Origin of the sequence: Ascidiaceihabitans donghaensis, from assembly GCF_900302465.1 — a bacterium.
In the GTDB taxonomy this organism is placed as follows: domain Bacteria; phylum Pseudomonadota; class Alphaproteobacteria; order Rhodobacterales; family Rhodobacteraceae; genus Ascidiaceihabitans; species Ascidiaceihabitans donghaensis.
The window spans coordinates 1,386,980-1,407,777 of the sequence record NZ_OMOR01000001.1; the positions used below are offsets into that span (position 1 = coordinate 1,386,980).

Below are 20,798 nucleotides of genomic sequence, written 5' to 3' on the forward strand. Positions count from 1 at the left end.
ACAGATTTATAGGTATGAAGCCTATGGCGTTAGGGCAAGGTTAAAACGTAAGATTTGCGCGTGCCAGCTTCGGCTGCAGGGGCTCTGCCCCTCGCGCGTTTCGCGCACACCCCGAGATATTTTCGGCAAGAAGAAATCAATCTGCGAATTTGAAAAGTGCTTTTGGATTGTCCACGAAGATCTTTTGACGATCCTGTGTCGATGCGACGTTGTCGAGTGCGTCCAACAAATCTGCGCCGTTGGGCATGTCCGCACCGTTGAGCATCAGATGGGGCCAATCCGACCCCCACAGACAACGATCCGGATTTGTTCTGATCAATCGCTCTACCAGCTTTGCCGCTGCGTCAAAGGGGGCGTCGCACATGCGGTAAAGCGCCGACAATTTGATCCAGATCTTCCCGCTGTCCAGAAGGGCGCACAACGTGTCGATGCCTCTTCCATCCGCGGCGAGCCCTTGTGTGGGCCATGTGATGTGATCGAAGACCACTGGCACTGGCAAGGATTTGATGTCTGCCGCCAAGGCGTCCATGTGCTGATCGGCGTGGCAGAGCATTTGAATGTGCAGGCCGCGGTCGGCCAGTGCGGGCGCCATTGCTTTGGCCCCGTCCCACGTCAGCACGCCGCCATGCACATAGTTCAGCCGCACGGCGCACATGTTCCATTCGGCGAATTGGTCTATCTGTGTTTCCGTCGCCCCGTCGGGCAGCAGGCCCACACCTTTGAAGTTTCTCCCCATGCGCCGCACTGCCGCGACCGTGACTGAGTTGTCCGTGCCATACAGGATCGAGTGCACAATAACGCCGCGCTCAAATCCCATGATATCAAGATGTTGCTGGTACAAGCTTAACCATTGGTTAAAGTTTGGTCCGGGGGCGGGGTTTTCTACGCGACCCTCCCAAAGGGGAAAGTCATCGCGGCCCGCTACCAGATGCACATGGGCATCACACGCGCCTTTCGGCAACTGTATCTTTGGGGCCGTGGGTCGTGGCGGCATTTGTGCGTCGGGTTTATCCATAGGTCGCAAGCATCTCGTTCAAGTCATCCAGTGTGTTTGCTTCTTGCACAGGTTTGTCCTGCCGCCAACGCAGCATCCGTGGAAACCTGAGAGCGACCCCTGATTTGTGACGTGTGCTGGCTTGAATACCTTCAAAGGCGATTTCAAACACATGGTGCGGTGTCACTTGTCGCACAGGACCAAAGCGTTGCAGCGTGTTCTTTTTGACCCAAGCGGTGATTTTGCGGAACTCTTCATCTTTGAGCCCCGAATAGGCTTTGGTGAATGGCACCAGTTCATTGCCGTTCCAGACCGCAAAGGTGTAATCCGTAAACAGATTGGCCCGTCGCCCGTGACCGGCCTGAGCATAGATCATCACCGCGTCTATGGTTAGCGGATCCAGCTTCCATTTCCACCAATCGCCTTTTTTACGCCCGATCCTGTAGGGGCTGTCGTTGCGCTTCAGCATCAAGCCTTCTGCGCTGGCGGCGCGCGCGTCCGCACGGATCGCGGCCAGATCGTCCCAAGCGGTAAAGGGCACAGTAGGGGACAGGCGCACCGGTGCATCATCCGGCACGTCAGCGAGGGCGCGTTCCAGAATGTCGCGCCGCGCCTCCAAAGGGGTTTCGCGCAGATCCTGTCCGCCCCATTCCAGAACGTCATAGGCATATAAAACCACCGGTGCGTCCTGAAGCAGCTTTTTCGGGACGGTTTTGCGCCCGATGCGTTTTTGCAAAGCATTGAACGATTGTGGCCCACCTTCACCCCATACCAAAATTTCGCCGTCCAGCACGGTGCCCTGCGGAAGCAGATCAAGTGCGCGGGCCAATTCGGGAAAACGGTCGGTCATCAGTTCTTCACCACGCGACCACACGAAATACCGGTTGTCGCGCAAGATAAGCTGCCCGCGTATGCCATCCCATTTCCATTCGGCTTGCCAGTCGTCTGGTGGCCCCAAAGCCTGAGGGCTGTCTTCCAGTCCATGGGCCAGATAAAATGGATAGGGGCGCGAGGCGTGTGCGCTGGCATCTTCCGCCTCAATCAAGGCGTGCCATGTGATCGTGTCTGGCGTCCAGTCGCCCATCAACCGATGGGCCAATTCGGCCTCTGGCTTGTCGGTGGCCTGCGCCAATGCGCGTGTCATCAGTTTTTGACTGACACCAATTCGAAACCCGCCTGTGATCAGTTTGTTGAACAAAAATCTTTCCGTTGTCGGCAACCCGTCCCATGCGTCCAGAACCGTTTGCTTTTTAACGTCGTCTTCCGCGTCTTTCAGGTCACGTAAAATAGTGATCCAATCGGACAGAGATCGGTCAATATTATGGGTGGCGGGGGGCAAAACCAATGCGATGGTTTCGGCCAGATCGCCTACGACCGGATAGCATTCCTCAAAGAGCCACAGGGGAATGCCTGCACGCTCGGACGCCCATTCGCGTAGTTTGGTGGTGGTGACGGCGCGCTTTGGGCGGCGGCCGGAAAAAATCGCGATTGTCCAAAGGCGATCCGTGTCACTGGCCTGTGTGAAATAACGCGCCATAGCCGCAACCTTGGCGTTCGTTTTCGTGCTTTGGTCGATGGCGGAAAACAGGGTGGCGAACTGCTTCATGCGGCGTCTTCTTCCGCAGCGCTGGCATCAAGACTTTCGCCTTCAAACTGTGTCGGGATCACTTGGGCGTTCCAGCCGCATTCATTCAAGTGGCGCGTAAAGGTATCAGTGTAACCATGTGTTACGTATATATTTTCCGCTTCGGTTTGCTGGATGGCAGATAGCAGGCCATCCCAGTCCGCATGGTCCGAAATGACAAAGCCTCGGTCGCCCGACCGTCGTCTGCGCACACCGCGCATCGCCATCCAGCCCGAGGCAAATGCAGTCTGTTGCGGTCCGAATTTTCGCGCCCATGCACTGCCCAAAGCGGATGGCACCGTCAGCACCAGCGCGCCGGGGTGCGCCTTGGGATCAAGGCTTGCATCGGCGCGGATCGTATCGGGCAAACGAAGACCTTGCCCGCGCAAAATCTCATTGGTGTTTTCAACCGCAGTGTGCGTCAAAATCGGGCCAATGTCCGGATCAAGCATAGACAGCAACCGCTGCGCTTTGCCCAATGCATAGGCCCCCAAAAACGCGGTTTGGCCTGCATCCCGGCACGCGGCCCACCATGTGTTGATCTGGTTCGCAATTACGGCTTGTGGTTGCCAGCGAAACACGGGCAAACCAAAGGTGCTTTCGGTGATGAAGTGATGGCACTTGACCGGAGCAAAAGGTGTGGACAGCCCGTCGTTCTCAACCTTGTAGTCACCTGATGCGACCCAGATTTCGCCTTTTACTTCGACGCGGATTTGGGCGCTGCCGGGGACATGTCCGGCGGGATGGAAAGACACCGTGGCGTCTCCGATGCGCAGGGGTGTTCCGTATGGCACGGTGTCGATCTTGATGTCGCCCAGCCTGTGACGCATGACGGGGGCTGCCAAGTCGGTGCATAAATATGAGCCGTGACCGGGCCGTGCGTGATCGGCGTGTCCATGCGTGATCAGGGCCCGTGCGACGGGCTTCCACGGGTCGATGTAGAAGTCGCCCGCAGCACAGTAAATGCCGCGGTCGGTGAATGTCAGGGCCAATGGTTTCATGCCATTAAGTTAGCGTGGACAGGCCGGTTTTCTAGGGGTGTTTTTGCGCAAGACGGCGGGGCGCAGGGATCACGCTGCGGGCGTTGTCACCGATCGAAATGTCTTGGCTATGCCGTCAAACACGCTGGCGCGCATCTGTGGCGTTTCCATCAAGACTTCATGTTCGCCGTTTTCGACCATCACAAGCGTGCCATTTTCCCAGCCTGCCATACGGTCTTCAATGCGCTGGACGTGAACGATACGTTCGTTTGTGCCAAGGAATGTGGCGCAAGTCAGGTTCGGTGCAGGCAATTTTGCAAGGTCCTGGGTTTCGAACAACGCTTTGCGCAGCCATGCGAAACTTGGGCCCCCCAATGCCAGACCGGGATGGGCTGTAAGCTGGTCTTGCAGGCGCGTGTAGGTGTCGGGATCTGTGGTCAGCTTGTTGTCTTCGAAGGGCGCGATATGCACGTAGGGTTCGGGAAAGGTGGTCGGTGCGATCCTGTGATCCTGCCCCATAACAGGCATAGAATGCCCCAAAGCCCAAGCGAGCGGGCGCAAAAAGGGTGATATGCGGATGCCCCACATGGGGGCCGTAAACGCACAGGCCGCCACGTCCAAGCCGTTGTAAAGGGCGCGCAAACCGATGCAGCCACCCATGGAATGGCCCACCATGAAATAGGGCTTGGGCAAATCAAGCTGGTCCAATGCGTCCATGATGGCCGCCACGTCTTTTTGGTAATCTTCAAAATCACCAACGTGACCAATGCGCGGATCATCCAGCATGCGGTCGGCCAAGCCTTGGCCGCGCCAGTCGATGGCCACCGTTGCATAGCCGCGGGCCGCGAATTCGCACGCTGCGGGGCCGTATTTTTCCACGTATTCGGTGCGGCCGGGAAACACCAGAATGGTGCCTTTGTTGGTCCCTTCGCGGTTCCATGCCCCGAAGCGCAGGCGCAAACCGTCTTCGGTGTGCACCCAAAACGCAGCTCCGCTTGGGGGACCTGCACAAACGTCAGTGAACAGGGGGGCAATGGAAAGGGACATATAGTTTATGCCAAAGAAGAGGCCAAAGACATCGCCATGCCCATGTCGCCGTCGACCTTCAGCTTGCCTGTCATGAAGGCGCTTGTCGGGTTTGTGTCGCCGGACATGATGCCTTGGAAGGTTTCGACGTCTGCCGTCATGGTCACGTCGGCGTCGTCATCACCGGCACGCGCCCCGTTCGAATCGATAATGACCGATCCTTCGCCTTCGATCTCGAATTTTGCTGTGCCGGAAAAACCGTCACCACCAAGTTTTTCGTTCAATGCTTCAACAGCTTGGGAGACTACGTCGCTCATTTTTAATGCCCTTTTGGCCTGATTGTGATGTGCGGCGGCAAAGGATCACTGGAATTGTCTAAGCCGCCTGTTACATTGATAGTATGGGCATCATTACACGCAATCTCAAACCTATCGTTGCGGCAACCGCAATTGTAGTCAGTTTTTCCTTACCCCTTAGCGCGGAAGGGACTGTTCCCGATCTGTTGGACCAGCTGAAAACAGCTGACGCCACGCAGGCCAAACAGGTGGAACGCGCCCTTGAGCTGGCATGGTCCAAATCGGGCTCTACTGCACTTGACTTGCTGTTGCGCCGCGGCCGTGATGCGATGGAATCACAAGACTACACCGCCGCGATTGAGCACTTTACTGCACTTGTGGACCACGCCCCGGAGTTTGCCGAAGGCTACCATGGGCGGGCGACCGCCTATTTCCAGTCCGGCAAATACGGTCCCGCGATTGTCGATCTGCAAAAGGCTTTGCAGTTCAACCCCGACAACTACAACGCGATCTTCGGGTTGGGCGTTATTTTCAGCGAATTTGACGATCTGTACCGGGCCGAACAAGCCTTTCAGGCTGTTTTGGACTTGCATCCCAATCATCAAAACGCCACCGATGCGCTAAAGCGTCTGGAGCGTGAAGGCATTGGGCGTACGCTTTAACGCCCACCGCATGGGATGAAGTCGAAGGGGATGAACTTGTGACCACCCAAGGGCGTGTTGTGGCCGTGCTCGGCCCCACCAACACTGGCAAAACCACATATGCAATCGAACGCATGCTTGCACATCGCACTGGTGTGATCGGTCTGCCGTTGCGTTTGCTGGCGCGCGAAGTCTATGACCGCATCGTGGCGTTGCGGGGACCGTCTGTTGTGGCGTTGGTGACCGGCGAAGAACGCATTGTGCCGCCGCGCACCCAATATTGGGTCTGCACCGTTGAGGCGATGCCGGACGGAATGGGCGCCGATTTTCTAGCCATCGACGAAATTCAACTTTGTGCTGATCCGGAACGCGGGCACGTCTTCACTGACCGGTTGCTGCGTGCCAGAGGCCAGCACGAGACGCTGTTTTTGGGTTCTGACACGATGCGCGGCGCAATTGCGGACCTTGTGCCGCACGCACAATTCCTGCGCCGCGACAGAATGAGCGAACTGACCTATACTGGTCAGAAAAAGATAAGCCGAATGAAGCCAAGGTCTGCGATCGTAGGATTTTCGGTTGAAAATGTGTACGCTATTGCCGAATTGATCCGTCGTCAGAAAGGCGGTGCAGCGGTTGTTATGGGGGCCCTCAGCCCCCGTACCCGCAACGCGCAGGTCGATATGTATCAAAACGGCGAAGTGGACTATCTGGTGGCCACAGACGCCATCGGGATGGGCCTTAATCTGGACGTGGACCACATCGCATTTTCTGCCACGACCAAATTTGACGGTCGCCGCATGCGCCCCTTGGCTCCGAACGAGCTTGCGCAAATTGCGGGCCGCGCCGGGCGCGGAATGAAAAACGGCACATTTGGTGTGACGGGGGATGCGCGGCCTTTGGACGACGGCATGGCGCAAGCGATCATGGACCACCGCTTTACGCCACAATCCAAATTGAACTACCGCAATCATGCACTGAAATTCGGATCTATTGATCATTTGATCCGGTCACTGGAAGCGCCAGCCGATCATGAACGGCTGGTCAAAGCACGCGAAGCGGATGATTTAAAAACGCTAAAAACCCTTTCCGAGATTACCGAAGTCGCAGCGCGTGCGTCTGACGGGACATCTATCAAACTGCTGTGGGATGTCTGCCGTATCCCTGATTTTCGGGGCATCAGCCACGGTGAACATAGCGATTTGGCGGCAACCATCTTCAACTACCTCCACCAAAGCGGCACGTTGCCCAATGACTGGTTGGCGCGTCAGATCAAACGCATCGACCGCAGCGACGGGGACATTGATGCGCTTAGCAAAAGATTGGCGTTTATCCGCACGTGGACTTATGTCGCACAGCGAAAAGGGTGGACGGACGACGAAAGCCATTGGCGTGGCGAGACACGTGTCGTAGAAGACAGACTGTCGGACGCGCTGCACGAGCGTTTGACCCAAAGATTTGTAGACCGGCGCACATCCGTGCTTTTGCGCCGGTTGGGACAGAAGGAAGCCATAGTGGCAGACGTAAACGACGCTGGTGAAGTGACCATTGAGGGCGAATTTGTAGGCAAGCTGGACGGGTTCCGCTTTAGCCAGGACAAAGGCGCAGGGGCGGCTGAGGCCAAAACGATCAAAACGGCATCGCTGCAAGCGTTGGCACCGCATTTCCATCTGCGGGCGGATCGTTTCTACAATGCCCCCGATACCGAAATTGATTTCACCGAACAAGGTGGCCTCATGTGGGGCAAAGATGCTGTGGGCAAGCTTGTGGCTGGCGCCGATGCGATGAAGCCTCAGGTCGAGGTGTTTGTCGACGAGGTGGCAGGCCCTGATGTGACCCAGAAGGTTCAACGCCGTTTGCAGCATTTCATCGACCGCAAGGTTGCTGCCCTGTTTGAACCGCTTTTGAACCTAAGCCGTGACGAAGAATTGACGGGGCTGGCCCGTGGTTTCGCCTTTCAGATGGTCGAGGGTCTGGGCGTTCTGCCCCGTGCGACTGTGGCCGATGACGTAAAGGCACTGGATCAAGACGCCCGTGGTGCGCTGCGCAAGCACGGCATTCGCTTTGGCCAATTCACCATTTTTATGCCCTTGTTGCTGAAACCCGCACCGACACGCCTGCGTCTGGTGCTGTGGTCTTTGCACAAAGGGTTGGACATCTTCCCGGAATCGCCCCCACCCGGATTGGTGACAATCCCGGTTGAAGCGGACGCTGCCGCAGGGTCCGATACCATGTCGGGATACCGCAATGCGGGCACGCGTGCCATTCGCATCGATATGCTGGAACGTCTGGCGGACATGCTGCGGTCAGAGGATTCGCGCGGCGGCTTTGAAGCCAAAGCAGACATGTTGTCGATCACGGGCATGACGCTGGAACAGTTTTCCGACCTTATGGCCGGATTGGGATACAAGGCGGAAAAAGGCGAACGCGAAAAGGTCAAAGCCGTGGACGCCGCCATTGCCGCACCTGTGACACCGGCCGAAGCAGACGCGCAAACGCCCGATCCTGCGCCTGTGGGTCAGATTGCCGATGAGGGTACAGCCCCCATCGCGGCGGAACCTGCCGCAGATCCGGAAGTGTCTGCCGCGATCCCCGATGTCGCCGCTGCCGAGGCCGAAATTGGCACCCCTGCAGACGCCGGTGCCGCCCCGGAGATGGAAGTGTTCTACACCTTCACATGGGGCCGCCAGCCCGCGCGTGGCGGCAACCGTCCGCAGCAACGTCAAGGCGACAAGCCCCAAGGCAAAGGCCGTGGCAAACCGCAAGGCAAGGGTGGCCCACGTGGTAAGGGCAAGCCGGGTGGCAAAGCGCAGCAATCCTTCTCGGCACGTCCGCCCAAGAAGGAAAAAGCCATCGACCCCGATAACCCGTTTGCAGCGGCCTTGATGGGCCTCAAAAACGACAAGTGATGGATCAAGCGCGCGAAAAGTTACGGCTGGACAAATGGCTGTGGTTCGCGCGCTTTTTCAAAACCCGCTCATTGGCGGCCAACAAGGTCGGGGCGGGGGACATTCGTGTCAACGCCGAACCCGTCACCAAACGCGCCACGACCATATCGCCGGGGGATGTTTTGACCTTTGTGATTGGCAAAAACGTAAAGGTGATCCAGATCGACGCCTTGGGCACACGGCGTGGTCCGGCCACCGAAGCGCAAGATCTGTATACCGACCTGTCCCCGCCACCGCCCAAGCCCGAGGACAAACCACCCGAAAATCCGGGCTATGAGGGAAAAGGTCGCCCAACAAAACGTGATCGCCGTAAAGCGGACCTTTTGAAATCTCAGACCTTTGACCGTCTTGAATGATTGCGCCATTTCATTTAGCGACTGTCTAACATTTGATACATGAGTGAGCCTTCATGACCTATATCGTCAACGACAGCTGCATTGCCTGCAAATACACCGACTGCGTCGAAGTCTGTCCTGTGGACTGCTTCTATGAGGGCGAAAACATGTTGGTCATTCATCCCGATGAATGCATCGACTGCGGTGTGTGTGAACCCGAGTGCCCGGCAGATGCGATCCGTCCCGACACAGAGCCTGACATGGAAAAATGGGTTGAGTTTAATCGCAAGTACTCCGAGATGTGGCCGGTCATCATCACCAAGAAAGACCCGTTGCCAGACGCCGAAGAGCGTGACGGCGAACAAGGCAAGCTTGAGAAGTACTTTTCGGAAACACCTGGTGAGGGTGGATAAGCGAATCACCTGAAGGTTGCGGTGGTGGCGGGCAAAACAGCCAATAACGCGCTGAAAATGATCCGATTTTTCTAAATTTTGCGGAAGTTAACCTCAGGTCAGCTTTCGTTAGGGTCATTTTTGTGGTATGGTCTATGCTGTAACCAAAGAACGGAATTGGCCTTTGCGTGATCTAAAAGCTGGATCACCTATCAACATCACCTGAAATCCCGCGCGTCATGCCGAAACCCAAGCGTTTCGGGTACATGCGGTTTTGACTGTTTTGACAGGCCATATGTCCCAAGAGGAAAATGAATGACCAAATCGAAGAAGCTCGACTTTCGCCCAAATGAATTTGTGGTTTATCCGGCACATGGCGTTGGCCAGATCGTGTCTGTAGAAGAGCAGGAAGTCGCAGGGTTTTCGCTGGAAATGTTTGTGATTTCTTTTGAAAAAGACAAGATGACCCTGCGTGTCCCGACAAACAAGGCCACTGAAATTGGCATGCGCGCCCTCAGCTCGCCTGACGTGATTGCCCATGCCATGAAGACGCTGAAAGGCAAAGCCAAAGTCAAACGCGCCATGTGGTCACGTCGTGCGCAAGAATACGAACAAAAAATCAACTCCGGTGATCTGATTGCCATCGCTGAAGTGGTCCGTGATTTGCACCGCACCGATGACCAGCGTGAACAAAGCTATTCGGAACGTCAGCTGTACGAAGCAGCCCTTGAACGTCTGACACGCGAAGTGTCCGCTGTGGCCGGTGGCGACGAACTGGCAGCCGCCAAACAAATCGGTGATGTCTTGCAAAGCCGTATTGCGGCCTAAGCGTCAGCGGATTGCAAATTCTAATATCGACACAACCCATGCTTGGCTTTCAAGCGTGGGTTTTTTCATGTCTTGCCTTTGGGTTACAGGCTGGTGAAGGCAGACACCATAGCGCCTAAAATCACCAATTCCGTGATGATCTGCGTGGCCCCGACGATGTCGCCGGTCTGCCCGCCGATCTTCGCCCGCGCCACGCGGATAACACCATAGCTGGCGAGGCCGGCCATCAGCGCCGCCACAAATCCCACCCATCCTGTGAGGATAACTGAGATGCATCCGCCCAAAACCACCGACAGCATTGCCGCAAAAACGACAGGTTGGCCAACACTGTGTGACAATCCTGTGCGCCGTGCGTGGGGCAGGGCGGCCATGACCACGGGCATCATCGCGCGTGACAGGCTCATGGCCGCGATCACGGCCACCGGGGCCGTCACAAGCAGGGGGGCGATCATCACAGCCCGTGCGCCGGAGCTGAACACCAAAGCTAAAACGCCGTATGTGCCGATGTGGCTGTCTTTCATAATCTCCAGACGTCGCTCGGGGGTGTAACCGCCCCACAATCCGTCAAAGCTGTCAGCCAACCCGTCCTCGTGCATGGCACCGGTCATCACCATGGCAGCGCCAAGGCCCGCGATCGCGGCAACCAGTGGCAAGCCTGTCAACCACAGTGCGGCCAAGGCGATTGCCACTCCAAAGAACCCAAGAACCACCCCCCAGACAGGATAGGCCCAAACTGTGCGTGCCTGGTAGCGGAACACTTCGTCCGGGGCATGTGGCAAGGGAAGGCGCGTCAAAAGCGCACCAGCAGCGATGGCTTGCCAGAACACAGATCGTGAAGGGTCGCTTTTTTGCATATCTGCGCCTTTTTCAACTGTTGCAGGGGCTGTGGCTTTGGGTAAACAGGCGCAAAGCCTCTGGCAAGCGATAGGATCTAGAATGACTGCGATATTCAAGACATTGACGGATGTGCGCAATGTAATGGTGGCACTGCCGGGGGCGCATGCGGATGCGATCACGGGGGCCGAAGCGCGCAACGGACAGTTGACAAAACCCCCCGGCGCTTTGGGCCGGCTTGAGGATTTGGCGATCTGGTATGCCGGATGGCGGGGCACGGACCGGCCCGTCATCACGTCTCCACAGATCATTGTTTTTGCGGGCAACCACGGGGTCGCGGCGCGGGGGGTTTCTGCCTTTCCGCCTGAAGTGACGGAACAGATGGTGTTGAACTTTCAACATGGCGGGGCCGCTATCAACCAGTTGGCCAAGACGTTTGGTGCGAAGATGGATGTGCATGCGTTGTCGCTGGACACACCTACGGAGGATTTCACCCAAGGGCCTGCAATGTCCGAACACGCGCTATGCGCTGCCCTTCAAACGGGTTGGGACGCGGTTGATGTGGATGCAGACCTGTTGGTGACAGGCGAAATGGGCATCGGCAACACAACATCTGCCGCGGCTTTGGGGCACGCATTGTTCGGGGGGGATGCGTCCGATTGGACGGGCGCAGGCACGGGCGTGGCCGGTGCGGCACTTGATGCAAAAACCAAAGTTGTGGCCGACGGCGTGGCCCTGCACAGTGCGGCGGGCGACGGTTTGGCGCTGCTGGGGGCCTTGGGCGGGCGCGAACTGGCGGCTATGGCGGGGGCGATTTTACGGGCGCGTACATTGCGCATTCCTGTGATCCTTGACGGCTTCATTTGCACGGCTGCGGCCGCCTGCCTTGAAAAGGCACATCCGGGCGCATTGGATCATACAGTCGCAGGGCACCAAAGCGACGAACAGGCCCACGCACGCATGTTGCAGGCTTTGGGCAAGGCACCTTTGTTGCAGCTTGGGCTGCGATTGGGCGAGGCGTCTGGTGGGGCACTTGCGATTGGCGTCTTGCAAGGGGCTGTGGCCTGCCATAGCGGAATGGCCACCTTTGCAGAGGCAGGCGTGTCGGACGCATAGCAGGAGGCCTGCGGTTTTTTGGTAAGGTGCGCCTTGGCGCACCCGACCGTGGCCGTCAGGCTTTTTTGCGCTCGTCTGTCTGGGCCAGAAACGCCGTCTCCAAATCCTTTTGCAGCTCTTTTGCGCGGGCCACATACGCTTCATTGTCAGCCGCTGACACACCGGGCTTCCAAAGGGCCGCAAGCTCTTTCACAGCTTCGCGGTCATGGTGATAGAACACCTTTTCAGCTTCTGCCGCTTCAAATTCGCTGAGGCCAATGTTTTCCAGAACATACCGGCCCGCCCGCAAAGAGCTGTCGAACATTTCGCGCACAATGTCGTTGGCACCTGCCTGATACAGGCGGTAGGTGTGGCTGCGGTCATAGGCGCGGGCCACGATGTGCAGATCAGGTCTGATCTTACGCGCCACTTCCACCAAACGAATGGCGGCGGCCTTGTCGTCCAAAGCAACAACCAGCACCCGCGCCTGATCCAAACCGGCGGCATGTAGGATGTCAGGGCGTGTCGGGTCGCCCAAAAAGCCTTTGAACCCGAAGCGGCGCATCAGCTGGATGGTTTCCATATTATGGTCCAGAACTACGGTTTTGAAACCGGATGCCTGAACCAGCCGGTTCACAATCTGTCCGAACCGCCCGATCCCCGCGATGATTACAGGGCCTTCTTCGTCGATCTCGTCAGCTTCGTGATCGGTGGCAGTGTCCTTCATAGACCGGCTGATCATCTCGTACAAAATGAACAAAAGTGGCGTAATCAACATCGACAAAGCAATGACCAGCAACAACGTATCAGCCACACCCGGTGAAATCACGGATTGCGATGCTGAAAACCCAACAAGGACAAATCCGAATTCCCCCGCTTGTGCCAAACTAAGCGCAAACAACCAATGATCGCGGCCTTTCAGTTTAAAGGCGCGGCCCAGCACCCATAAAATCAGGCCTTTCAGCAATATCACCAACAATGCCATGCTTATGATGGCAGGTGCGTTGGAAAAGAGCAGCGCAAAGTTGATGCCTGCCCCCACGGTGATAAAAAACAACCCCAACAACAGACCTTTGAAGGGGTTAAGGTCGGATTCCAGTTCGTGTCTGAATTCGCTGGATGCCAGAACGACACCCGCAATGAACGCACCCAAAGCCGGAGACAGGCCCACAAGCGTCATCAGGAATGAAATACCAACCACAATAAGCAGGGCCAATGCCGTGTACATCTCGCGCAGATGGGCCGCGTGAATAAAGCGGAACACGGGCCGCGTCAGAAACACCCCCACAAAGATCACAGCCGCCACAGCGCCTATCGTGACAGCGGTCACGCCCCAAGCTGGCAGACCTTCCACAAGGCTCATGGCGGCGGCATGGTGGCCACCACCGTGATCTTCAACGGCAAGGCGGTGAATAGATCCGTCCGGGCTAACCTGCGCCGGCACAGTCACAGCCAAAAGCGGTAAAAACGCAAGGATCGGGATGACCGCGATGTCTTGGGTCAACAGCACGGAAAACACCGACCGCCCACCGTTGGTTTGCATCAGACCCTTTTCGGACAGGGTTTGCAGGACAATCGCGGTCGAACTTAAAGACAGGGACAACGCAATGGCAAGCGCGGTGCCCCAGGGTTGGCCATACGCCATGGCGACACCCATCAAAGCCGCTGTGCTAAGGACCACTTGCATGCCCCCAAGCCCGAGTAGCCGGTGCCGCATGTCCCAGAGCGCGCGTGGTTCCAGCTCCAACCCGATCAGGAACAACATCATCACGACGCCAAACTCTGCAAAATGTTGCAGATCTTTGGTTTCAGCACCCACCAAGCCCAACACAGGTCCGATGACGATTCCTGCGGCCAGATATCCCAGCACAGACCCAAGCCCCAAACGGGCGGCGATGGGTACGGCTATGACAGCGGCGGCAAGATAGATCGAGGCTTGGTAAAAGAACCCTTCCATGGGGTTTCCTTATATTGCGGGCGTCACCCTGTTGGCAGCGGCCCATCCCGTTTCAACTGGTCCATCACAATTTGGCTCTGCACCCGTGCCACAGCAGGGTGGGGTAGCAAAACGTCATGGATCAAGGTGTTCAGCGCGGCCAGATCGGCACAGTAGACCCTTAGAAGATAATCCGCATCGCCGGTCATTGTCCATGCGCTGGTGATCTCTGGACGCAGATCAACCATCCGCGCAAAGCTGGTTGAATTGTCAGGACCATGCGTGGCCAAATGCACCTGTACAAAGCCTTGCACACTTAAACCCATCCGCGTCGCATCGACCTTTGCAGTATAGCCTTGAATGAACCCTTCCGTCTCTAGTCGTTGCCGTCTGCGGCTGATTTGGCTGGCCGATAAATGCAGCATTTCGCTGAGCTGGCCTGCGCTTGAGTGTGCGTCGTTTTGCAGTGCTGCCAGTAGGGCGCGGTCAGTGGGGTCCAGCATGATGCGTCGCTTTTTTGATTTTTTGGTAATATTTGCACAGTTGGCGCATATTTGTCCATCCATGCGCTGCACTTTGCGCACACTGCGCATCGTTTTAGCCGTATCCTCGCAATCAAACACCGCTGCATTCTTGGAGACGCACACATGGGTCCTTTCCCGCACAGCGCACCGCGCGCCGAAATCACCGCAGAAAACCCTGCAGGCACAGACGGGTTCGAATTTGTCGAATTTGCCCACCCCGAACCACAAGAATTGCGCGATCTGTTCTCGCGCATGGGGTACGAACATGTGGCCAACCACAAAACCAAAGCCATCGAGCTTTGGCAGCAGGGCGACATTACGTATGTTTTGAATGCGGAAAAAGACAGTTTTGCGGATGGGTTCATCGCGGATCACGGCCCATGCGCCCCGTCGATGGGATGGCGGGTGCGGGATGCCCAACACGCTTTTGATCATGCGGTGTCCAAAGGGGCCACGCCCTACACAGGCCACGGCAAAGTGTTGGATGTGCCGGCCATCGAAGGCATTGGCGGGTCTTTGATCTATTTTGTGGACCAATATTTCGACACGTCGCCTTACAACGACGAATACGACTGGATCGCACAGTCAAAGCCGCAAGGCGTCGGGTTTTTCTATCTCGATCACCTCACGCATAACGTCCACAAAGGGAACATGGACACATGGTTCCATTTTTACGGCGATCTGTTTGGCTTCAAGGAAATCCGCTTTTTTGACATCGAAGGCAAATTTACCGGGTTGCTCAGTCGTGCGCTGACATCGCCCTGTGGTCGCATTCGTATTCCCATCAATGAGGACCGTGGCGAGACGGGGCAAATCGTGGCCTATCTGAAAAAATACAAAGGCGAAGGCATCCAGCACATCGCAGTGGGATCGGATAACATTTACAACAGCACGGACATCATCGCCGAAAACGGGCTGAAGTTTATGCCGGGCCCCCCCGATGCCTATTATGACCTGAGCAAATCGCGTGTTGTGGGCCATGACGAACCGTTAGACCGGATGAAAACCCATGGAATTTTGATTGACGGCGAAGGGGTCGTGGACGGCGGCGAGACAAAAATCCTGCTGCAAATCTTCTCGAAAACCGTGATTGGCCCGATCTTTTTCGAATTCATCCAGCGCAAAGGCGACGATGGCTTTGGGGAAGGGAACTTCAAAGCTTTGTTTGAAAGCATCGAACAAGAACAGATCGACAATGGTGAGATCAACGCAGAGGTTGCAGCGGGATAAGACCGGCCGCCAATCAAAAACAAAAAAGGCGCAGTGTGATCTGCGCCTTTTTTGTGGAGGTTAGGTTATGATCCTAACCTTTGGGCATTTTCAGAACCAAATTGCGGCTGCCTTTTTGATAGCGCAGTTCGGCATCCCCGATAGCGGTGACACGCCCCCCGTCGATGCGGTCGCCAACTTTAACCGGTTTCATACGGCCATTGGCCAAACGTACCAGCGCCCGGCGGCTGGACGGTTTGCCAGACACACCGATCAGATTGACGCGACCCAAATTGATTGCGTTGCGCACGGTGGCTTCCTTGGCCACGCTGGCCGCTGTGGGGATTTTTGGCGTCACGGTGCGTGGCGCGACGGCAGCCACACGCGTTGTTTCGGCCGCAGGCGCGTCCGCTTGTTTCTGGCGGGCACGGGCAACAATTCTGGCAAAGTTACGAGGCCGCGTGTCGGGGCGCGCAGAGGCGGCTGTTGCCAGTTTGGTCGCGGTCGCCAGCGGATTTTCGATCACCTCCGGCGCGTCTTCAATTTCCTGTTCCTCGGTGGTCCGCTGCACGCCGGGGCGCAAACGCGGACGCAATCCGCCCAGCTCCGACAGGGTTACACCGCCCAAATTGGAACGTTCGGTGTTTTCAACCAGATCAGAGGGGCGTGATTTGGGGCGAAACCCTGCCAATGCTGCCGTTGCAACGTCAATTTCTGGTGCCGCTTCGGGTGCGGCAGGTCTGGTTGGCGGCACAACGGGAGGGCGTCCAAGATAAACAGTGACATTGTCCGGGGTCACAGCCCCCTCGGGTGTCGGGATAACCCATCCGCGATCGTCTAACGTGTATGCGGTGCCTGCTGCTGCGGGCGCGGGAACGGCTGCTAAGGCCAGATCGGATTGGTAAGAGGCCGCATCCGGCAACGCCACAGCGTCTTGCGCAGGGCTTAAGGGATCAATGCCGGTGACATACAGGTCATCCAAAGACACCAGACTTGCAGGTTCAGGGGTCGAGGGTGCGACGGGCCAAATGCCGGTGACTGCGTAGCGCGCTTCTTGTTCGGCAAGGCTTAGGTCAGGTTGGTCCAGTTCGGGTTCGGGCAAAGGGTCTTGCAAGGCATCCAGCACAGCCGCATCTTCAGGGCTAAGCGTGGGGTCCAGCGATGCCACAACTGTGGTTGCGTCTTCTGTGGTGGCGTCTTGTGGTATGATTTCGGCAGGTGCGGCCAAAGTTGGGGTTTGTGTGTCTTTGCCAAAGAACCGGGCCAGGCCGTCATCCATAAACACTGTGGCCCAGGCTGCGACACCTGCCAGAAACACCAGCAATGTGGCCGTCAGAATCAATCCCAAAAACCGTGGCTTTCCACCCACGACAATCGGGTCGGATTTTCGGGCACCGAAAACGGTTAGGCGCTGTGCTTCGGATGTCGGCGCGGTCGCTATGGCAGCTGCAACGGGTGCAGCTTTTGCGACCGGTGGTGCGGTTTTTGCAGGTTTGCGTCTGCTTAAAAACCGCATGGCCTGCTTGGCTGTAGACGCAGCAGCGGTGGAAGCGGCACCGCCAGCGCTGGCGGTTGCAGATGTGTCGTCTTCAATCGGGATGGTCGCTGCGACGACATCGACTTTGGGTTTTTGCGGCGCTTTTGACTGGGGGGCGGCGTCGGGAACCGGCTTTGCGACTTGCGCTTTTGTCGCGGGCACGTCGTCGCGCGCAACGCCCGCAAGTGATGGGGCGCCACTGGATGGGGCGCGTCGGCTGGCAAACCCAACGGCAAGCGGCGCGTTTTGCGGGTTTTTGTCGGCATTTGATGCGGGACTATCATCATCCAAAGCAGCGGATGTGGCGGTTTGGGGCGTTTCGGCACCGGATGCCGCCGCAATGTCATCGGGTCGTTTGGTCAGCAGCTCACCATCGTCCACCGGGGGTTGCTGTGAAACAGAGGCAGATACATCAACATCCGGCTTCGTGGGCGCAGGCTGGATGTCTTCTTCCACGGTTTCTACGACCGCTGGTGCCGGAGCAATGTAAGGCCCTGTAATGATGACCAGATCATCGTAGCGATTGATGTCTTGTGCATCTCCCGTCGGCCCAAAAAAAGGCTCACCGACAAAAGCGGTGGCGTCGGGTTGTGCGACGGCGCTGACGGGATTGAATTTATGTTCGGTTGCAAAAGCATGCGCTTCGGCCAGTGTTTCCTTGGCGACGGCTGCGACAAAAATCTGATGCTTTGTGGTGCTGACGTCGTATGCCAGGTCTTCCACAGCGTAGGGTGTGGCGCCATCAAGTGCGGCGCGGGCCGTGTCATCCGCACTGCTATTGGCACTGTGATCCAATGCTAGAAACTTGATCTGATCGTCGGGGATGATCAGTTTGCACGCCACATTGCCCGGTGCGATATCTTCGGCCTGTGCGCGTAAATCCTCCAATGCGCCTGTCAGATCGGCGGTATCGAAGGCCACGTCGCCCACAGTTTGCCAGCCGTCATTGGCCCGATAAGCCAGACGGATGCCGTCATAAGACAATGAGAGCGCGAATTTGGGCGTCATGAGTGTTGCTGTTAAGCCTGTTCTAACCAAGGTTGGCGCGTGTGCGTCAGTCCTAAGATAGAGCAACGCGCCGCTCAAGAAAAGAGCGGCGCGTTAATGTGTTTTTCAAGTGCACCATGATGTGCTGATCGGCGTGGACGATCAGCTGCTGGCTTTGCTCAGCGCCTGATCCAGATCCGCGATCAGGTCATTGGCATCTTCGGTGCCGATGGAAATCCGCACGACCTCGGGGGCGGCCCCGGCCGCGCGTTGCTGATCGACTGTCAGCTGACGGTGCGTTGTGGACGCCGAATGGATGATCAAAGACCGCGTGTCGCCCAAGTTGGCAACGTGGCTGAAAATTTCCAGCGCATTGACCAGTTTCACGCATGCATCATAGCCGCCTTTGACCGCCACGGTGAACAAACCACCCGCCCCCTTGGGGCAGATCTTCTTCACACGGTCATGGTAAGGCGATGACTTCAGGCCAGCGTAGGTGACGTAATCGACACGCGGGTCTTTTTCGAGCCATGCTGCGACTTTTTCGGCGTTCTCGACATGACGTTCCATGCGCAAGGACAGGGTTTCGGTGCCCATCAGCGTGTAGTGCGCGGCTTGGGGGTTCATGGTCATGCCCAAATCGCGCAGACCGATGGCGATGCCGTGGAAGGTGAAGGCAAGCGGGCCGAAGGTCTCGTGGAACTTCAGACCGTGGTAGGCAGGTTCCGGTTGGCTCAGCGACGGGAATTTGTCGTTGGCGGACCAGTCAAACTTGCCCGAATCCACAACGCAGCCGCCTGTGACCGTGCCGTTGCCTGTCAGGTATTTGGTGGTGGAATGCACCACAAGCGTCGCACCGTGTTCAATTGGGCGGCACAGGTACGGTGTGGCAGAGGTGTTGTCGACGATCAGCGGAATGCCTGCGTCGTCAGAGATGGCGGAAATCGCATCCAGATCGGTGATGTAGCCGCCCGGGTTGGCGATGGCTTCGCAGAACACCGCGCGTGTGTTGTCGTCGATGGCCGCTTTGACCGCGTCCAGATCGTCGAAATCCACAAAGGTGCATTCCCAGCCGAAGCGTTTGATGGTCTGGCTGAACTGGGTGATCGTGCCGCCGTAAAGGCGCGACGAAGCCACGATGTTCAGGCCCGGCCCCATCAGGGGGAACAGCGCCATGATTTGTGCGGCGTGCCCCGAAGAACAACAAACGCCGCCCACGCCACCTTCCAGCGTGGCGATGCGTTCTTGTAGAACAGCCACGGTAGGGTTCGTGAGGCGCGAATAGATGAAGCCCACTTCTTGCAGGTTGAACAAAGCCGCTGCGTGGTCGGCGTCACGGAACACATAAGCCGTTGTTTGGTGGATTGGCGTTTGCCGTGCCCCGGTTGCCGGGTCAGGGCGTGCGCCTGCGTGAATTTGCAACGTGTCGAAGCCATATGTCGGGCCGTCGGTCATCTTGGGTCTCCATTGGATTACATCAGTTGCGCACAGGGGTACGGGAAGGGCCAAGAGGGTACAAGTCCAACGGCCTTGTCGTGGGCGCAGATGGCGTGTTTGTTCTGTTAAGGTAGCTCAAAGCAGAACATCGTTTCGGCTTAACGCATCCAGAAGCCTTCAGACTTGATTTTGTTGCGAATGGCCTGTTCACGGCGCGGCATGTTGTTTTGATCAAACAACGCCCGCACCTTGTGACCCCGCCCCTGATAGACAGTGCGTTTGATCGGATCGTAGGTCTTTAGGACTTTCTTGATCTTGTTGGGGGCGGCGACTGTTTCCAGTGCCTCGATCACCTGATCGCTTTCACGCGCGTAAAGCAGCGGAAACAGACGGTAATGGCATGTGACGGCACCATCCAACAGCCCTTGGGGCAGGGTGTCGCGCCCGCCACCAAGTTTGTGAATAACCAAAGGCAAAACGATTTGATCCAGCCAGGGGGTAAGTTCCTGACAGGCCAGCTCAGGGGGCACATCGTTTTTGACGCTCAGCGCATATTCCAAGAAAACGGCGCCGAATGCGTGGGGGCAGGTGTAAAAGAAAAAGCCTGCGTTGAAGTACAAATAGCGCTTCCAGTATTCATCCGGTTCTGACAGATCGAGGCTGCTTTCAAAATCAAGATCGAAGCGGTCGTATAGCGCCTTCCAGATGCCGCTGTATCCCGGGCCATAAAGGGGCGGATGGGGCCATGTGCCTTCGCGGCGCAAGGACGCAGTGGGGCGTGAAAAGTCAAACGGCACTTTTGTCAGATCACCCGTCACAAGAGTGTCCGTGTCAAAAAACACAAACGGCTCACCTTTTGGCAAGGCCTGCAACATCTCGATCTTGTTGCCATAGGGATAGTCGGCACCGAAGTGCTGCGACTGAAACGGCACGATGTCTGCGCCCAAGGCTTCCAAAGCTTCGCGCACAGGGCCTTTCATTGTGGGATCGTTGGGCCACAATGGTCCCGCTTGCGGTTCTACCACCAACAAACGGCCTTTGAAATCCGGGCAATGGTGGCGCAGAGATGCCGCAAACAGCACGGCTTCATAGCCAAGGCGCCCGGATTGCCCGACGACCACCACGTTGAAATTCTGTTGTTTGCCAGGTTTTCGTGCCATGCTGCCCTAAGCCTCTTT

The 20,798-nt window shown here is 57.0% G+C and carries 18 protein-coding genes; 7 read left to right on the forward strand and 11 right to left on the reverse strand.

What is annotated here, in order from left to right; genetic code table 11:
- Positions 1–136 precede the first annotated feature (136 nt).
- From ASD8599_RS06915 to ASD8599_RS06935, 5 genes are all read right to left on the reverse strand, one after another.
- The gene (locus ASD8599_RS06915) at positions 137–1,015 is read right to left on the reverse strand and encodes an amidohydrolase family protein (protein ID WP_108827853.1); all 879 of its coding nucleotides are present in this window, start codon (positions 1,013–1,015) and stop codon (positions 137–139) included.
- Entirely contained in the window at positions 1,008–2,600 is a 1,593-nt protein-coding gene (locus ASD8599_RS06920; RefSeq protein WP_108827854.1) for an ATP-dependent DNA ligase, read from the reverse strand. The genes ASD8599_RS06915 and ASD8599_RS06920 overlap by 8 nt, the downstream gene beginning before the upstream one ends.
- Positions 2,597–3,619: a ligase-associated DNA damage response exonuclease gene (locus ASD8599_RS06925; protein WP_108827855.1), complete on the reverse strand. Its 1,023-nt coding sequence runs from the start codon at positions 3,617–3,619 to the stop codon at positions 2,597–2,599. The genes ASD8599_RS06920 and ASD8599_RS06925 overlap by 4 nt, the downstream gene beginning before the upstream one ends.
- Positions 3,620–3,688: 69 nt before the next feature.
- Entirely contained in the window at positions 3,689–4,645 is a 957-nt protein-coding gene (locus tag ASD8599_RS06930) for an alpha/beta hydrolase (RefSeq protein WP_108827856.1), read from the reverse strand.
- Between the two features lie 5 nt (positions 4,646–4,650).
- A complete protein-coding gene (locus ASD8599_RS06935; protein WP_108827857.1) occupies positions 4,651–4,941 on the reverse strand; it encodes an SCP2 sterol-binding domain-containing protein in 291 nt (96 codons plus the stop codon).
- A gap of 83 nt (positions 4,942–5,024) precedes the next feature.
- On the opposite strand from ASD8599_RS06935, the gene ASD8599_RS06940 reads away from it, so the two are divergent.
- The 5 genes from ASD8599_RS06940 (at position 5,025) to ASD8599_RS06960 (ending at position 10,061) form a co-directional block, all read left to right on the forward strand.
- Positions 5,025–5,582 (forward strand): tetratricopeptide repeat protein, encoded by a 558-nt coding sequence (locus ASD8599_RS06940; protein WP_108827858.1) that lies wholly within the window; start codon positions 5,025–5,027, stop codon positions 5,580–5,582.
- Positions 5,583–5,620: 38 nt separating this feature from the next.
- On the forward strand, positions 5,621–8,467 hold the full coding sequence (locus ASD8599_RS06945) for a helicase-related protein (protein WP_245925954.1): 2,847 nt from the start codon (positions 5,621–5,623) through the stop codon (positions 8,465–8,467).
- Entirely contained in the window at positions 8,467–8,862 is a 396-nt protein-coding gene (locus tag ASD8599_RS06950; protein ID WP_108827859.1) for an RNA-binding S4 domain-containing protein, read from the forward strand. Before ASD8599_RS06945 ends, ASD8599_RS06950 begins: the two co-directional genes overlap by 1 nt.
- Before the next feature lie 53 nt (positions 8,863–8,915).
- The gene (gene fdxA / locus ASD8599_RS06955; RefSeq protein WP_108827860.1) at positions 8,916–9,254 is read left to right on the forward strand and encodes a ferredoxin FdxA; all 339 of its coding nucleotides are present in this window, start codon (positions 8,916–8,918) and stop codon (positions 9,252–9,254) included.
- Positions 9,255–9,548: 294 nt separating this feature from the next.
- A complete protein-coding gene (locus ASD8599_RS06960) occupies positions 9,549–10,061 on the forward strand; it encodes a CarD family transcriptional regulator (protein WP_108827861.1) in 513 nt (170 codons plus the stop codon).
- Between the two features lie 83 nt (positions 10,062–10,144).
- Here the strand turns inward: ASD8599_RS06960 and ASD8599_RS06965 are convergent, their stop codons facing one another.
- Positions 10,145–10,915 (reverse strand): adenosylcobinamide-GDP ribazoletransferase, encoded by a 771-nt coding sequence (locus ASD8599_RS06965; protein ID WP_108827862.1) that lies wholly within the window; start codon positions 10,913–10,915, stop codon positions 10,145–10,147.
- Positions 10,916–10,997: 82 nt separating this feature from the next.
- Between ASD8599_RS06965 and cobT the strand changes: the two genes are divergently transcribed.
- Complete coding sequence (gene cobT, locus ASD8599_RS06970; protein WP_108827863.1) at positions 10,998–12,011, forward strand: nicotinate-nucleotide--dimethylbenzimidazole phosphoribosyltransferase; 1,014 nt, start codon at positions 10,998–11,000, stop codon at positions 12,009–12,011.
- A gap of 55 nt (positions 12,012–12,066) precedes the next feature.
- Here cobT and ASD8599_RS06975 read toward each other — a convergent pair whose 3' ends face one another.
- A complete protein-coding gene (locus ASD8599_RS06975) occupies positions 12,067–13,947 on the reverse strand; it encodes a monovalent cation:proton antiporter-2 (CPA2) family protein (protein WP_108827864.1) in 1,881 nt (626 codons plus the stop codon).
- A gap of 23 nt (positions 13,948–13,970) precedes the next feature.
- Positions 13,971–14,429: an Lrp/AsnC family transcriptional regulator gene (locus ASD8599_RS06980; protein WP_108830047.1), complete on the reverse strand. Its 459-nt coding sequence runs from the start codon at positions 14,427–14,429 to the stop codon at positions 13,971–13,973.
- A gap of 144 nt (positions 14,430–14,573) precedes the next feature.
- On the opposite strand from ASD8599_RS06980, the gene hppD reads away from it, so the two are divergent.
- The gene (gene hppD / locus ASD8599_RS06985) at positions 14,574–15,680 is read left to right on the forward strand and encodes a 4-hydroxyphenylpyruvate dioxygenase (protein WP_108827865.1); all 1,107 of its coding nucleotides are present in this window, start codon (positions 14,574–14,576) and stop codon (positions 15,678–15,680) included.
- Between the two features lie 73 nt (positions 15,681–15,753).
- Here the strand turns inward: hppD and ASD8599_RS06990 are convergent, their stop codons facing one another.
- From ASD8599_RS06990 to ASD8599_RS07000, 3 genes are all read right to left on the reverse strand, one after another.
- Positions 15,754–18,204 (reverse strand): hypothetical protein, encoded by a 2,451-nt coding sequence (locus ASD8599_RS06990; protein WP_108827866.1) that lies wholly within the window; start codon positions 18,202–18,204, stop codon positions 15,754–15,756.
- A 141-nt stretch (positions 18,205–18,345) separates the two neighbouring features.
- Complete coding sequence (locus ASD8599_RS06995; protein WP_108827867.1) at positions 18,346–19,638, reverse strand: O-acetylhomoserine aminocarboxypropyltransferase/cysteine synthase family protein; 1,293 nt, start codon at positions 19,636–19,638, stop codon at positions 18,346–18,348.
- Positions 19,639–19,778: 140 nt separating this feature from the next.
- Positions 19,779–20,780: a hypothetical protein gene (locus tag ASD8599_RS07000; RefSeq protein WP_108827868.1), complete on the reverse strand. Its 1,002-nt coding sequence runs from the start codon at positions 20,778–20,780 to the stop codon at positions 19,779–19,781.
- Positions 20,781–20,798 lie beyond the last annotated feature (18 nt).

What these genes read in the sequence shown, in the direction of transcription:
- fdxA (WP_108827860.1), top strand. Translation starts at nt 8,916, where the DNA reads ATGACCTATATCGTCAACGACAGCTGCATTGCCTGCAAATACACCGAC.
- ASD8599_RS06960 (WP_108827861.1), top strand. Translation starts at nt 9,549, where the DNA reads ATGACCAAATCGAAGAAGCTCGACTTTCGCCCAAATGAATTTGTGGTT.
- ASD8599_RS06915 (WP_108827853.1), bottom strand. Translation starts at nt 1,015, where the DNA reads ATGGATAAACCCGACGCACAAATGCCGCCACGACCCACGGCCCCAAAG.
- ASD8599_RS07000 (WP_108827868.1), bottom strand. Translation starts at nt 20,780, where the DNA reads ATGGCACGAAAACCTGGCAAACAACAGAATTTCAACGTGGTGGTCGTC.
- ASD8599_RS06980 (WP_108830047.1), bottom strand. Translation starts at nt 14,429, where the DNA reads ATGCTGGACCCCACTGACCGCGCCCTACTGGCAGCACTGCAAAACGAC.
- ASD8599_RS06995 (WP_108827867.1), bottom strand. Translation starts at nt 19,638, where the DNA reads ATGACCGACGGCCCGACATATGGCTTCGACACGTTGCAAATTCACGCA.
- ASD8599_RS06950 (WP_108827859.1), top strand. Translation starts at nt 8,467, where the DNA reads ATGGATCAAGCGCGCGAAAAGTTACGGCTGGACAAATGGCTGTGGTTC.
- ASD8599_RS06990 (WP_108827866.1), bottom strand. Translation starts at nt 18,204, where the DNA reads ATGACGCCCAAATTCGCGCTCTCATTGTCTTATGACGGCATCCGTCTG.
- hppD (WP_108827865.1), top strand. Translation starts at nt 14,574, where the DNA reads ATGGGTCCTTTCCCGCACAGCGCACCGCGCGCCGAAATCACCGCAGAA.
- ASD8599_RS06930 (WP_108827856.1), bottom strand. Translation starts at nt 4,645, where the DNA reads ATGTCCCTTTCCATTGCCCCCCTGTTCACTGACGTTTGTGCAGGTCCC.
- ASD8599_RS06965 (WP_108827862.1), bottom strand. Translation starts at nt 10,915, where the DNA reads ATGCAAAAAAGCGACCCTTCACGATCTGTGTTCTGGCAAGCCATCGCT.
- ASD8599_RS06925 (WP_108827855.1), bottom strand. Translation starts at nt 3,619, where the DNA reads ATGAAACCATTGGCCCTGACATTCACCGACCGCGGCATTTACTGTGCT.
- cobT (WP_108827863.1), top strand. Translation starts at nt 10,998, where the DNA reads ATGACTGCGATATTCAAGACATTGACGGATGTGCGCAATGTAATGGTG.
- ASD8599_RS06975 (WP_108827864.1), bottom strand. Translation starts at nt 13,947, where the DNA reads ATGGAAGGGTTCTTTTACCAAGCCTCGATCTATCTTGCCGCCGCTGTC.
- ASD8599_RS06940 (WP_108827858.1), top strand. Translation starts at nt 5,025, where the DNA reads ATGGGCATCATTACACGCAATCTCAAACCTATCGTTGCGGCAACCGCA.
- ASD8599_RS06920 (WP_108827854.1), bottom strand. Translation starts at nt 2,600, where the DNA reads ATGAAGCAGTTCGCCACCCTGTTTTCCGCCATCGACCAAAGCACGAAA.
- ASD8599_RS06935 (WP_108827857.1), bottom strand. Translation starts at nt 4,941, where the DNA reads ATGAGCGACGTAGTCTCCCAAGCTGTTGAAGCATTGAACGAAAAACTT.